The following is a 13,547-nucleotide window of genomic DNA, read 5'->3' on the forward strand; positions in this document are numbered from 1 at the left end:
AAATTAAGTCTGTGGGGGGTGGGGTGGGTTCCCAGAAGTCCTCGAAATCTTCTTCTATCAGTGCCGGAGAGGTGGCAGTTTCGTCGCTTTTGGCAATCGTCATTTTTTCGGCCTCTCTAGGTGGGAGTATCCATGTTTTTGACTCTCGATCGATTTTATGATAACTTTTTTGCCAACTTGATCATCTTTGCTCAAAAATATTATTGATGAATAAGCAAAAATTTTTTAACTCGTCGCAGTCTTATTAGCAGCGTTTGCGCCGAAGTGCCGGGGCTTGAGATAATCAGATAGCTATTATCTCAAAAACTATCACCATGACGATCGATCCGCAACAACTCATCGAACTAGCTCTCAAATCGGGAGCGGTGGCAGCCGAAGTTTATCAATCTTCATCCCTTTCCCATCCCGTTTTTTTTGAGGCTAATCGTCTCAAACAGCTAGAAAGCTCCGAATCCGTGGGAACTGCCTTAAGATTATGGCGCGAGGGTTGTCCAGGGTTAGCGGTGGGTTATGGTGATGTGGAACCTGAAATTTTAGTAGAAACGGCGTTAAATTTATCCTATCTCAATGCTCCGGAAGAAATCGAATTTTCGTCACCACGACGGGCAATCTATGACCCGATTGGGCAAGATGTAGCGGTAGAATCTTTAATCGATATGGGTAATCAAATGATTGGCAAAATTCGCCAAGCCTACCCTGAGGTTATTTGTAGTGGTGAATGGGAATGTGAACGGGAAATCACCCGTTTAGTTAATTCTCAGGGTTTATATTGTCAATATACTGATACATCTTTGAGTTATTATCTGGGGATTGAATGGGTGCGGGGGGAGGATTTTCTAGCGGTTTATGATGGGGAATATACTCGCAGTACACCTCATCTCGAAACGGTAATTAAACAGTTATTGCAGCGACTACAATGGGCAGCAAATAATGTGGATAGTCCCACGGGGAAATTACCAATTTTATTGACCGCTAATGCAGTTACCCTGTTATGGGGTACGGTGGCGATGGCTTTAAATGGGAAACATCTCTTAGAAAAGTCCTCGCCCTGGAGTGATAAAATCGGTCAATTGGTGATGTCAGAAAAGTTGACTTTATCCCAACAACCCAACCGAGAACCCTATAGTTGTCCCTTTGATGATGAGGGAACTCCCACCAAATTTTTATCTTTAATTGAGGGAGGTAGAGTTAAGGAATTCTATAGCGATCTTACCACGGCCAGATTATTAAAAACTCCTCCGACGGGAAACGGTTTTCGTCCTGGTTTAGGCGTTTATCCTCTGCCAGATTTAGTTAATTTAATCGTTGCACCGGGAGAGGGAACTTTAGAGGATTTAATCTCGCAAATAGATGAAGGCTTAGTTATCGACCAAATTTTAGGTCATGGGGCCGATATTTCAGGCGATTTTTCTGTCAATATCGATCTGGGTTATCGCATAGAAAAGGGCAAAATTACCGGACGAGTTAAAGATACAATGGTGACGGGAAATGTTTATACAGCTTTGCAGAATTTAATCGCTTTGGCATCTGATAATCAATGGAATGGCTCCTGTTATACTCCCTCGCTAATTGTTGATAGTTTATCGGTGGTGGGGTAAAAATGTTATCAGTTATCAGTTATCAGTTATCAGTTATCAGTTCACCGACTACTTTTTGGGGTTAATTTTTTTGGGCTTTATTTGACCTGAAAAGAGGGGGGTCGCAGGCAGGCACGGATTCCCATTATATAAGAAATTATCTGTCAAGTCGCGGAGTTTTGTCAAGCTTTTTTGGAAAAAAAATTTAACCGACACTCAAGGGGAGAAAATTGTCGGCAGAGATATTATTTAATCTCCCCTTTGAGTCGGTATTTTTTAGCCCGGCATTAACGCTTTAGTTGCCGAGGCACCAAGGCGATTTAATTGCCGATTAATTTGCCATCCGAGGAGGGTTAAACCCAACCACTGACTGAAAATTGCCAAAGCGAAAGAGGGAAGTGTAGCGTATTGAGTAGCGGCAATGGGAAGAAAAGTAAAAAACCATAAAAGCGGAGATTGACTGGGATTAACTCGCAAGACAGCGAAACAGAGGAAGGGGAAAATAATCAAAATGCCGATGCTACTGGCTGCCAGCAAAGCGCGTTTATTTGTGCTGGCTAACATCAATAATTGGGCGATAGCGGCATAGACTAAAATCATGTTCATTGCCAAGAGAAACCCGGCTGCAGTGGCTAGTTTATATTGATGGAGAGGGGCGATAAAAATAGCGGGAAGGATCAATAAAATGGCAATGGCGACGTTAATAGCCATGGCTAGGGTAGAAGGGCTTTTTTCGCCAAAGATTACAGCTTTCCCCAGACTAATGCCCGTTTTTCCTTGCAGATGACGATAGCGCGCCCAATCTTGGATAGTTTGACGAGGGGGAGTGAGGGCAAAAAGGATTAACAAGCCAAAAATCGCCACAAAAACGCTAAGAATCGCAAAATTATCGAAAATATAGCTCGTTTCCAGAGTTTGGAAGACAAAACCCAGGCTAATAGCGCTAAAACAACCCATCATCCAGTAACTTTGGGGTTTACTAACAAGAGTAGCGAGGGGATTATGGAAGCGACGCTGGATAATTCTGGTTAACCCGTAGGTGCAGAGGGCAAAATTGAGCAAAATTAAACTAATACCCGTTGTAACCGATTGCCAGAGAGATTGACCGTACCAACGAAGGTCGAAGACTTGTGGGATTCCTAGATAGCGTACCGCATCGGGGGGGAGAAAGGTAGATTTAACTAGATAGGGAAGGACAAAACTAGGATTAAAGAGAATTAACCAATCAAAGGGGGTACGGGAGCTATGGCCCGATAAAGTAAAAATAGTGCTATAAAACACAAAGATTAAGACTGTCGCGCTGCCTAACCAGGGTTGAAATCCCCCTAACCATGGCGTGGCTAAAGCGAAACTAAGGGCTGCATGATAGAAAAAGGCACAACTAGCGATTAGAACCCCGTAGAAGGCTAAAATTAGGGATAAGGGAATACCTGCTGATAAACCCGCCCCCAAGTGAAAGGGTAAAGCGAGAAGACAGACGAGATAGAGGAGAATGGGAACCCCGAAAATTTTGCCGATAAAAATCGTTTTGGCGGGTTGGGGACTCAGACGGATAAAATTAAGTGTACCCCGGCGTTCTTCCCCGGAAAGATCGGCGATTAATTGATAGGTTCCCACCACTAAAAGAGCGAAAATACCGGTAATACTCAGAAAAGTGAAGATATCTAACCACCATAACCGGGAGATAATCATCCATTCACCATTTAAGTCTTGGATACAGTATTTAAGCCCACTATAGGGATAATAGTCGTTGTTTTTGGGGGGATTAGCGGTACAGTAACGACTAAATCCCGTCCCTACCGGCAAGAGATTTTGATAGTACAAGTAAACTAATAATTGACCAACGAGGGAGATAACCGAGGCGATCGAGATATTTTTCGGGGTTAATCTTCCTTGCCATTCTCGCATAATTTGCGGGTTGGTTTCCGTAAGGCGATCGATTATTGTCGCTATCATATTTTTGTCCTCTCTACAGCCGTTATCAGGAGCTAATCCTAGATTAACCCGGCAACTTGTCGATCGGTTCGGGGATGAAGAAATCCATCGAGATGCGGCTAAAATCTGAGTTCGGGAATCAAAAGAGGAAAAGTGCCAGACCAGTGAGCTTCTGTTTTACACTAGAATTTGGCCGCCTGAATCTAGATCTATGCCCACTCTGACCCTCAATTTTCCCCTAACTGCCGTTGTCGGCCAAGAAGCGATTAAATTAGCCCTACTCTTAGCTGCCGTGGATCCCGCTCTAGGGGGTGTGGTAATTGCCGGTCGTCGGGGAACCGCCAAATCAGTCATGGCGCGAGCGATAGATTGCCTACTGCCACCGATCGAAATTATCGCGGGTAATGTCTTTAATTGTGATCCCAATAATCCCGACGAATGGGACGATCGCACCAAAGAAGAATATAGCAGTGGAGAAGTCGCCACGGAAGTTATCCGGGCCCCTTTTGTGCAGATTCCCCTAGGAGTGACCGAGGATCGTTTATTGGGTTCCGTCGATGTGGAAGAATCGGTGAAACAGGGGGAACCAGTCTTTCAACCCGGTTTATTAGCCAGCGCCCATCGGGGAATTCTCTACGTCGATGAAATTAATCTACTTGATGACCAAATTGCTAACCAATTACTAACAGTTTTAAGCGAAGGGCGCAACCAAATTGAACGGGAAGGCATCAGTTTTCAACATCCCTGTAAACCAATCCTGATCGCTACTTATAACCCAGAAGAAGGGGATTTACGAACCCATTTATTAGATAGAATTGCCATTGCTCTTTCCGCCGATGGTGTCCTCAGTTTAGACCAACGAGTAACCGCCGTCAATCAGGCGATCGAGTATGCTGTTTCTCCCACCGCTTTTATCGCCCAATATGCCCAAGAAATCGATGATCTAAAAACCGAAATTATCTTGGCGAGGGAATGGTTAAAAGAGGTAAAAATTAAACCAGAACAAATTAGTTATCTAGTGGAGGAAGCGGTGCGCGGTAGGGTGGAAGGTCATCGCGCCGAGATTTTTGCCGTGAGAGTAGCCAAGGCCGCCGCTGCTTTAGAAGGTCGGGATTTAGTCAGTGCCGATGACTTAAAAAGAGCCGTCGAATTAGTTATTGTACCTCGATCGCTGATTACGCCACCACCCCCAGAACAGGAACAACAACAACCACCGCCACCACCGCCACCACCGGAACCGCCCCAAGACGAAAACCAGCAGGAACAGGAAGAAAAAGAGGAGGAGAAAGAGGAAGAAAAAGAACCGGAACAGCCGGATAATTTGCCGGAAGAATTTGTTTTCGACCCGGAAGGGGTTTTACTGGATCCCAGTGTGCTGTATTTCGCCCAGATGGCCCAGCGTCAGGGGAAATCGGGGGCGCGTAACCTGATTTTCTCGGAAGATAGAGGACGTTATATTAAGCCGATGTTACCCCGGGGCAAGGTGAAAAGAGTCGCCGTCGATGCCACTCTCCGGGCGGCCGCCCCCTATCAAAAAGCCCGTCGCTTAAGGAATCCTGAACGTCGTGTGATTATAGAAGAAGGGGATCTGCGCTCAAAACGGTTGGCCCGTAAGGCCGGTTCTTTAATTGTCTTTGTCGTCGATGCCTCCGGTTCCATGGCGCTCAATCGGATGCAGTCGGCCAAAGGTGCGGTTATGCGTCTGTTAACGGAAGCTTACGAAAATCGCGACCAGATTGCGCTGATTCCTTTCCGGGGCGAGCGAGCAGATGTACTATTGCCGCCGACCAAATCGATTACCCTAGCGAAAAAACGTCTAGAAACCCTGCCCTGTGGCGGCGGTTCCCCCTTAGCCCACGGTTTAACCCAAGCGGTTCATGTGGGGATGAATGCCCGTTTATCGGGGGATATCGGTCAAGTGGTGATTGTGGCGATTACCGACGGTAGAAGTAATATTCCTTTGGCGAAATCTTTAGGCGAACCGATTCCGGAGGGGGAAAAACCGGATATTAAGGCAGAACTGCTCGATATTGCCGCTAAAATTCGCTCTTTAGGCATTAAACTGCTGGTCATCGATACGGAGAAAAAATTCGTCTCCACTGGTTTTGCCAAAGAATTAGCCCTAAAAGCCGGGGGTAAATATTATCATCTACCCCGGGCCACGGAACAAGCGATCGCATCTATGGCGCGAGGGGCAATTGCGGGACTGTAGCTGGGGTTTGCGGCAAAAAGTTTTTCGGTGGTGGCAGGGTGTGGGGTGTTAGCCTCAACTCCAATCCCCGCTTGGGATTTACTTCGACCAAGCCCAAAATCGCTGAAACCCAGATATATCAAGGAAAATCATAAATCGAGGTTAACCCTTTGTCCCGTAATGTGCTGACCGAAAACGCATAAGTCCCACTAACGGAAGATTTTTGATTTTTGCAGGAGAGCTAATATTGAGATGTACTCCTAAAAATTAGTTATTGAATCGAATTTTGCTGATTTTCTCTTCTTTTCCCGGTCTGGTGTGAGAGAATCTAGAAAAACTTAACAATAATCAGCAATAAGCGAGAGATATACTACAAACAAACATTAGTAAGTTTTAATTAAGAGAACTATGAGCTTTCGATTTGGCAAAATCTTGATAGCAGGGGTATTGGCGGTACTTTTGCTAGTAACTTCCTGTGCTAAAGCTCCCTCACAATTTGACCAAGCGCAACAAGAAAGTACCGCTCGCGGGGCGGCGGCAGTGGTGAAAGAATCCACCTCTGGCGGCAGTTTTAATCGGTTTTTCCCGCCTTCTGGGGGAGGATACGAGCGCGTCTATACCCAGGAGAAAAAAGGCTTTGCTGAGGCAAAACTGAAGCAAGATGGCAAAGTTCTGGCTATGTTAGCCATATCTGACATCAGCAATAATCCCGCGGCGGCCAATAAATTCCAAGACAGTCAAACCACAATTAAAGGTTTTCCCTCTGTCGAACAGGGTGCAACCGCCACCGCCGTTTTAGTCAATAATCGCTATCAAGTCAAGGTTTTATCGCGGGATGCCGATTTTTCCGCCAGCAATCGCCAAGCTTGGTTAGCTAAGTTCGATTTAGATGGTCTAGCAAAATTAAAGTAAGGAGACATCCGTGAGTAAGCCAATTTTTGAACTGGTGGACGAATTACCGACTAATAATCTCACCGTCAAAGTTCTCAAAACCCTTGATTATGTCGTGCCGGGGCAGTGGGATAACCTAGTCGGGTTTAAAAATACGATTATCAAAGTCACCGGCGAAACCGACGAAAGCATGATCCAACAGATTGGCGATCGAGCCGTTTGGTTGTTTAATGATAAATCCCAGGGCTATCAACGGGCGCTTTGGCTCTACCAAACCATCGACAGCGCCGATAATGCCCTAGCCGCCGCCTCTCTTGCTAATGCCGTCGGTGGTAAAATTCCCCTCATGGGCGGTTTAATCGAAAAATTAACCCCTGCCCCCGAAAAAGCGCAAACCATCGATCTAACCTTGAAATTAGTGACAGAATTAGTCGCTTTTTGTCAAATTAATGGCATTCCGGGGGATAGTATCGATGATTTCGTCACTTCTCTGGCAGATTATAGCGGCGAATCCCTGATGCGGATGGCGGCGTTAGTTTGTTTGGATGGTTTAATTCCCCTGGGGGGCAGTTTTATCCGGAAAGTGGAATCGAGCCTCAGCATTCTCAGCCCGGAAGAATTAGAATCTAACTCCACTTTCGGCAGTATTAAAGAATTGATTCCGGGGGGAAATACTGCCAGAAAATTAGACTTTATCGGTCAAAGTTTCGACTCCACTAAAGGTTGGATGAGTAGTTTTGTCAGCGATCGCAGTTTGAGCCAGCAGGGATTATTGAGCAAAATTCAGGGATTTATCGACTTTTCTGCTGATAAATTGGTATATGTTGGGGCATTCCTCGATATGACGACTAATTACTATGAACATACTGGCATTCAAACCCTGGCTCGTCGTTTAATCGAAAGAGCCGTGGCGGAAATTTAAGTGGCACCGGAGGCAGGGATGGACAGACCGATACCAAATCCGTTTTTAATAGCATGATTAAGTCCCAATTCAACTTTAAAAACCCAGTTATGGATTGTTTCCCCCTGCTCCGGCACTCACCCACTTTCCTATACCTTTTCCACGGGATTTAGTATAATATCCCCTCCTTAGCCCCTCAAGGTCATGAATCAGGCACAACTTATCCATGCCGCTAAACAGCAAGATGCAGCCGCTATTATTGCTCTACTTAACCAAAGTCTCTTAACCACAAAAATAGAGGTTGTTGAAGCCACCCCGCAAGAAAATGTCCTGACTCTAAAAGTTCAATCCAAAAATATACCCAATCAACACAAGTTATTACCTTTTTTGTCGGCAGAAATCAAAAGCTTGGGCATCGATGGATTAGAACAAGTGATCGTTTACGGTATGACCGAGGCATCCGATATCCCCGCTTGGCAAGAATCGATAACCCTGAGTCAAGATGATTTAATCGTCAATCGTGTCACTAAATTAAACTCTTTGCCGACAATAACCGAAGAAATCGCCGAAAATGACCGAGAAGATGCCCCAGAAGCTTTGGAAGACTCTGAAACAACCGAAGAAAAAGCCCTAGAGACACCGGAGGAGTTCACTGAAGCTGCTGAGAATATTGTGGCGACTGGTGAGCGATTTTCCCTATCTCATCGGAGACACTCCTCTTTTCCCCTCAGTATAATTTTGTCTTACCTAGCGATCGGTTTTGGTGCTGGAATTATTATAGGTGCTTACTTTGGCTATCAAAAAGCAGTGAGTGATACTAAATCCGTTGAGCATAGGCTACTTATGAGGACAGGCACTCATTCAATGGGCAATGGGCAATAGGCAATAGGGGGAATAAATAGGGTCTGCTGAAAAAGTTTTTCGGTGGGTGTGGGGTGTGGGGTGTGGGGTTTTACCAGTTTTGAGATGGCCAATTACCTAATTTTCAGGGAAAAAGTGCCTAAATTTCCCCCCGATCACTGCCATATCCAGTACTTTTTGATTGACAAAAGGTCTAAAAGTCTTACCCAACAAGGTTTTTAGCTTTATTCAGCAAACCATAAATAATCATTCTTTAATAACCGGATTTAGTGTGAAATGCCCGCACAACCCGGAGCGCTCGAACAACCCCGATAAATTTTTCTGTCCCCAACCTGATATGATCGAAATTGGCGATCTTACGATTAAGACCAATGCAAAATTTTCCTATCTCTAAACCCCAATGATTTAGGGCTTTTTTTCTTGGGAATTTGTCGGTAAGGACAGCAGCAACAGTTTATTTTTTATCTTTAGCCACACATATCTAACCGCTCATGTCTATTGAAGAAGCCTTGAAACTCCTAAAAGAATATGGATGTATTCAACTAAAAATTGCCCAATCCTCTGAAGAAGAAGAAGCTCTAAGACAGGCAATTTTATTAGTTAACCAAGGTTCGGAATCAATTAATTTAGGTATCTGCGCCGATAACAATGAAGAGGGTTTTAAAGCCCTGAAAAGTTATCTACAAGCCCTGGGATACCCCTTACCTAATAGTCTCCCAGAAGACCCCCCAGAACAGGGAGCGGTGTATATTAAATACAATACCCGAAGACAAGCTTCCTATCTCGATTCCTATACGGGAACCTATCGCGGTGTCCTGGTTTCTTGTCAGTCAGAAAATGATCAATTAGTCGGTACTTATGGTCACTTTCCCCTCGATTTATTCTCTTAAGAGGCATAGTTTTTGGGTTATTTAAGCGATTAACCATCAGCCGGACAGTGATTACTGTTTACAAATAAGAGGCAAAAAGCTCCCCACTCCTGTCCACTGAATTCTCTTTCCTGACTCTTGTTAACTTTTTACCTGAAAAAAATATGTATTTGTTAATTCCAGCAGCGGGAATGGGTAAACGCATGGGCAGCGATCGCAATAAGTTACTGCTCACCCTGCACGGAAAACCGCTCCTCGCTTGGACTTTGCTGGCTGCCATGCAATCCCGGGCAATTATCTGGATTGGGATTATGGCACAACCAGAAGACTTTGAGGATATCCGAGAAATTATCACCGCCATAAATGCCCTTAAACCGGTGCAAATCATCCAAGGAGGCGAAACCAGACAAAAATCGGTTTATAATGGCTTACAATCCCTACCAGAGGGGGCCCAGACGGTTTTAATTCACGATGGGGCGCGCTGTTTGGCCACTCCCGAATTATTCGATCGCTGTGCCGCCGCTTTAGCCACTTGTCAGGGTTTCATTGCGGCGATTCCGGTGAAAGATACGATTAAAATTGTCGATAGCAAGGGCTGGATTGAGGATACACCGGATCGCTCGCGGTTGTGGGCGGCCCAAACGCCCCAGGGTTTTCAGGTAAAATTATTAAAAGAATGTCATGAACAGGGCCGAAAATTAGCTTGGGAAGTCACCGACGATGCCGCCTTATTAGAAAAATGTGGTTTTCCCGTCAAAATTGTCGTCGGTGAAGAAACTAACTTAAAAATTACTACTCCGGGGGATCTGGCCATTGCCGAATATATTTTAAGTCAACGTTTATAATTTTTCATCTACTTTAACCCCATCGCGTTTAATAATACGAGCGGGAATACCCACCACCACACAATTAGCTGGAACATCTTTGACTACCACTGAATTTGCGCCCACGGTGACATTATCGCCGATGGTAATGTTTCCTAAGACTTTAGCGCCAGCGGTAATCCTGACATTATTGCCAATTTTGGGGCGACCGCTTTTATCTTTATACCCAATTGTTACCTGTTGATTAATCCAACAGTTATCGCCCAAATCCGCCATAACAATCGTACTAAAACCGTGTTGAATAAATAATCCTTTGCCAATCGAACAGGAAGAATCTAGAAATAAATAGGAACTTTCTCGATAGAAAAACCTAAGAATATACATAAAAAAACGGCTGAATGAACCACCTTGAAAAAGACGACAATAATATAAATTTCTAAATTCTTTTGCCTCCAGACACAGAGCTAACAATTGTAACCAATCTGCTCTTTTTTCCCGGCCTAATAACTCTACCCAACGCCGCACATCACCTAAGATAAGCTCCCGATTATTAGCTACCTGAAAAGCAATGATTAAGGGTGAGAGCCAAAGAATACCCACATAGAAAAATAATTTTCGGAAGAAACTTTTCATCGTTGGTCTAAAATAAGGGTTCTTCGGTTTGTCTTATGCAACGGACAGGATTATAAGAGATGAAACCGTTATAAAGAAAGACATTTGGCGATTTTTGTCAATTGTTTTCGATCTAGAGCTAACCAATCAATTAAATCTCTTGCCAGATAAGGATTTAGTCGATTTATGCCACCCTATCGAACCAGAACAAGTAACGAAGAACCGCTTTGTTGCTATTGATTATAGTATGATTGTAGGGAATAGTTCAACCGTCCCCCGTTTATTGGTCTCCAACGATGTCAACTATCTTGCAGTTCTTTCCCGAAGTATCCGTGATCGTGCCAGTTTATAACGGAGAGAAAGATCTACCCCCTCTAATTGATTGTTTAGCCAAACAGAGCTATCCCCGTCAATTAGTTGAATATATTTTAGTTGATAATAATAGTAGCGATCGCACGGCAGAATTATTAGGAAAGGCAGCACAAGAACAGAGGGGACTGAAACTGATCATTTTAAGCGAAAATCACATACAAAGCTCCTACGCTGCTCGCAACAAAGGGATCAAAAGCTCTCGTTATCCTTTTCTGGCCTTTACCGATGCCGATTGTCGTCCCGCACCGCAATGGTTGACAGAATTGATCCAACCCTTTAAAGATCCTAACATCGGTCTGGTAGCGGGTGAAATTGCTGCGTTAACTGGTTCCACTTGGTTGGAAAATTATGCGGAACGTCGTCACTTTATGTCACCAAAATTTCTTTTAGAACATTCTTTTTGTCCCTACGGTCAAACTGCTAACCTCGCTATTCGTCGAGAAGCTTTTCAAAAAGTTGGTTTATTTCGTCCTTATTTAACTACCGGTGGTGATGCCGATATCTGTTGGCGTATTCAACAACAAACCGACTGGCAATTAACCTACGCACCAGAGGCAATTATTTACCATCGTCATCGTTCTACCTTAGAAGACTTAAGAGGTCAATTAAAACGTTACGGGCGCTCGAATCGCTATCTTCACGAATTGTATGGTGTCGAATTGATGCGACCTTTAACCAGTCAAGAGTTATTTTTTACTCTCGGTCGTTGGTTATTTAAAGAGCTACCAAAAAATACTCTCAAGTTACTGTTTGGTAAAGCAGATTTAGTAGATTTATTGGCTACTCCCCTCGATTTAATTCAGTTTCAGTCCCGCAGCCAAGGACAAGCCACGGCTAAATTACCCGAAAAAGCTAAAGAAATCGAATGGCTTTAATTCAGTTATCAGTGACCAGTGATCAGTTATCAGATATGAGTTTTCAGTTCACTGATTACTGATTACTGATTACTGTTTACTGATCAAGGTTTCCTCTATGGTTTCTCCCTGAGTAAAACATCCTGGAAGATGCTTAATTTCTGATACATATCCCCCCTGATCATCAGGATAAATTGTTATCGGATATTTTAGTCCCAAATAAAACTCTAATGATTCAAGCTTAGTTGTATTACTTGTCTTCATATTTTTTACCTCTTTAAATTTAGCAAATAGGATCAATATATTTTGAATAAATACCCAGAAAACATCAGGAAGGGAATCAGCTTTAAACCTTTTCGGTCAACTATCCATTCCCCTATTCAGGCGATCCAGGCTTCAAAGTGGGGGACAAAATAGGGTAAGGTAAAAAAGCTGTGCCGATAACCGAGACTATGAGCGTTGAATGGCAATCCGTCAAAACCTACGAGGATATTCTTTACCATAAATGGGGGGGAATCGCCAAAATCACTATAAATCGCCCCCATAAGCGTAATGCCTTCCGTCCGAAGACAGTTTTTGAGCTTTACGACGCTTTCTGTGATGCTCGCGAGGATGCGCGCATTGGGGTGGTATTGCTCACGGGTGCAGGTCCCCACAGCGACGGCAAATATGCTTTTTGTTCCGGTGGCGATCAGACGGTGCGCGGTCAGGCGGGTTATATTGGCGATGATGGCGTACCCCGGCTCAATGTGCTGGATTTACAGAAATTAATTCGCTCCATCCCCAAGGTAGTTATCGCGCTGGTGGCAGGTTATGCGGTCGGGGGGGGTCATGTTTTGCACTTGGTTTGTGATTTAACCTTAGCAGCGGATAACGCCATTTTTGGCCAGACCGGTCCGAAAGTGGGCAGTTTTGACGGCGGTTTTGGCTCTAGTTATCTGGCCCGGGTGGTCGGTCAGAAAAAAGCTCGCGAGATTTGGTTTCTCTGTCGGCAGTATAACGCCCAACAAGCTTTAGCAATGGGTTTGGTTAACCATGTGGTCCCGGTGGAGGAATTAGAGCAGGAAGGGGTTAAATGGTCCTTAGAAATTCTCGAAAAAAGTCCCTTGGCGATTCGCTGCCTAAAATCGGCTTTTAATGCTGATTGTGATGGTCAAGCGGGTTTACAGGAGTTAGCGGGTAATGCCACTTTACTCTACTATATGACCGCCGAAGGAGCCGAAGGTAAACAGGCTTTCCTAGAAAAACGTCCCCCCGATTTTAGTCAATATCCTTGGCTACCCTAATCAGTTATCGGTGAACAGTAAACAGTGGGAAGAAAGCAGAAAACTGCCAGATAATACTGCTCACTTAATACTCCCTACTCCTACTGATCACTGATCAGCTATGCTAGTTTAGAGAGAGTAGTTAGGTTCGGTAGCAGCATTGGTTTCAAACAGAAGTGGTTTTTCCCTGATGGCCTTGACTGGGTTGTGTCCGATCTCCTTCTCGAAATGGCTGTGATATTGGGAGACAATCCTTGACATCCTCACCGCCGTAAACGGACGGTGATTCCCAAACCTCACGATTTAGGTTTCTGCTTCTTTCCCTTGCGGGGTTCCGCACCTGCCTTAACAGATTTACTCTGTTCTGGTCTTATGATCGCTCTACAGACTGACAC

Annotated in this window: 11 protein-coding genes and 1 pseudogene; 9 read left to right on the forward strand and 3 right to left on the reverse strand. The window is 44.5% G+C overall.

Annotated elements, in window-relative coordinates; genetic code table 11:
- Positions 1-103, reverse strand: a pseudogene (locus IM319_RS22730) (Uma2 family endonuclease); the annotation flags it as partial.
- 211 nt (positions 104-314) lie between these two features.
- Here IM319_RS22730 and IM319_RS12230 point away from each other — a divergent pair.
- Positions 315-1,598, forward strand: coding sequence for a TldD/PmbA family protein (locus tag IM319_RS12230; protein WP_287735789.1), 1,284 nt, complete (start codon positions 315-317; stop codon positions 1,596-1,598).
- A gap of 255 nt (positions 1,599-1,853) precedes the next feature.
- Here IM319_RS12230 and IM319_RS12235 read toward each other — a convergent pair whose 3' ends face one another.
- Positions 1,854-3,533 carry a hypothetical protein gene (locus tag IM319_RS12235; protein ID WP_287735790.1) on the reverse strand — a complete coding sequence of 560 codons (1,680 nt, stop codon included), beginning with the start codon at positions 3,531-3,533 and terminating at the stop codon, positions 1,854-1,856.
- 190 nt (positions 3,534-3,723) lie between these two features.
- Between IM319_RS12235 and bchD the strand changes: the two genes are divergently transcribed.
- The 6 genes from bchD (at position 3,724) to ispD (ending at position 10,070) form a co-directional block, all read left to right on the forward strand.
- Complete coding sequence (gene bchD / locus IM319_RS12240; RefSeq protein ID WP_287735791.1) at positions 3,724-5,724, forward strand: magnesium chelatase ATPase subunit D; 2,001 nt, start codon at positions 3,724-3,726, stop codon at positions 5,722-5,724.
- Between the two features lie 387 nt (positions 5,725-6,111).
- The gene (locus IM319_RS12245) at positions 6,112-6,615 is read left to right on the forward strand and encodes a hypothetical protein (protein ID WP_287076728.1); all 504 of its coding nucleotides are present in this window, start codon (positions 6,112-6,114) and stop codon (positions 6,613-6,615) included.
- 10 nt (positions 6,616-6,625) lie between these two features.
- Positions 6,626-7,516, forward strand: a complete 891-nt coding sequence (locus tag IM319_RS12250) for a hypothetical protein (RefSeq protein WP_287735792.1) — start codon at positions 6,626-6,628, stop codon at positions 7,514-7,516.
- Positions 7,517-7,699: 183 nt separating this feature from the next.
- Positions 7,700-8,377, forward strand: coding sequence for a hypothetical protein (locus IM319_RS12255; protein ID WP_287735793.1), 678 nt, complete (start codon positions 7,700-7,702; stop codon positions 8,375-8,377).
- Positions 8,378-8,847: 470 nt separating this feature from the next.
- On the forward strand, positions 8,848-9,246 hold the full coding sequence (locus IM319_RS12260) for a DUF1824 family protein (protein WP_287735794.1): 399 nt from the start codon (positions 8,848-8,850) through the stop codon (positions 9,244-9,246).
- Positions 9,247-9,389: 143 nt separating this feature from the next.
- Positions 9,390-10,070, forward strand: a complete 681-nt coding sequence (gene ispD / locus IM319_RS12265; RefSeq protein WP_287076733.1) for a 2-C-methyl-D-erythritol 4-phosphate cytidylyltransferase — start codon at positions 9,390-9,392, stop codon at positions 10,068-10,070.
- On the opposite strand, the gene IM319_RS12270 is transcribed toward ispD, so the two are convergent.
- Entirely contained in the window at positions 10,065-10,682 is a 618-nt protein-coding gene (locus IM319_RS12270) for a serine O-acetyltransferase (protein WP_004160672.1), read from the reverse strand. The genes ispD and IM319_RS12270 overlap by 6 nt on opposite strands.
- Before the next feature lie 275 nt (positions 10,683-10,957).
- Here IM319_RS12270 and IM319_RS12275 point away from each other — a divergent pair, with 275 nt between their 5' ends.
- The gene (locus tag IM319_RS12275; RefSeq protein WP_287735795.1) at positions 10,958-11,908 is read left to right on the forward strand and encodes a glycosyltransferase; all 951 of its coding nucleotides are present in this window, start codon (positions 10,958-10,960) and stop codon (positions 11,906-11,908) included.
- A 431-nt stretch (positions 11,909-12,339) separates the two neighbouring features.
- Entirely contained in the window at positions 12,340-13,173 is an 834-nt protein-coding gene (gene menB, locus IM319_RS12280; protein WP_016514989.1) for a 1,4-dihydroxy-2-naphthoyl-CoA synthase, read from the forward strand.
- Positions 13,174-13,547 lie beyond the last annotated feature (374 nt).

The organism is Microcystis sp. M113S1 (genome assembly GCF_020246945.1).
GTDB lineage: Bacteria > Cyanobacteriota > Cyanobacteriia > Cyanobacteriales > Microcystaceae > Microcystis.

Coding starts and splice junctions, on each gene's coding strand:
- IM319_RS12230 (WP_287735789.1), top strand. CDS start 315: ATGACGATCGATCCGCAACAACTCATCGAACTAGCTCTCAAATCGGGA.
- IM319_RS12235 (WP_287735790.1), bottom strand. CDS start 3,533: ATGATAGCGACAATAATCGATCGCCTTACGGAAACCAACCCGCAAATT.
- bchD (WP_287735791.1), top strand. CDS start 3,724: ATGCCCACTCTGACCCTCAATTTTCCCCTAACTGCCGTTGTCGGCCAA.
- IM319_RS12245 (WP_287076728.1), top strand. CDS start 6,112: ATGAGCTTTCGATTTGGCAAAATCTTGATAGCAGGGGTATTGGCGGTA.
- IM319_RS12255 (WP_287735793.1), top strand. CDS start 7,700: ATGAATCAGGCACAACTTATCCATGCCGCTAAACAGCAAGATGCAGCC.
- IM319_RS12260 (WP_287735794.1), top strand. CDS start 8,848: ATGTCTATTGAAGAAGCCTTGAAACTCCTAAAAGAATATGGATGTATT.
- ispD (WP_287076733.1), top strand. CDS start 9,390: ATGTATTTGTTAATTCCAGCAGCGGGAATGGGTAAACGCATGGGCAGC.
- IM319_RS12270 (WP_004160672.1), bottom strand. CDS start 10,682: ATGAAAAGTTTCTTCCGAAAATTATTTTTCTATGTGGGTATTCTTTGG.
- IM319_RS12275 (WP_287735795.1), top strand. CDS start 10,958: ATGTCAACTATCTTGCAGTTCTTTCCCGAAGTATCCGTGATCGTGCCA.
- menB (WP_016514989.1), top strand. CDS start 12,340: ATGAGCGTTGAATGGCAATCCGTCAAAACCTACGAGGATATTCTTTAC.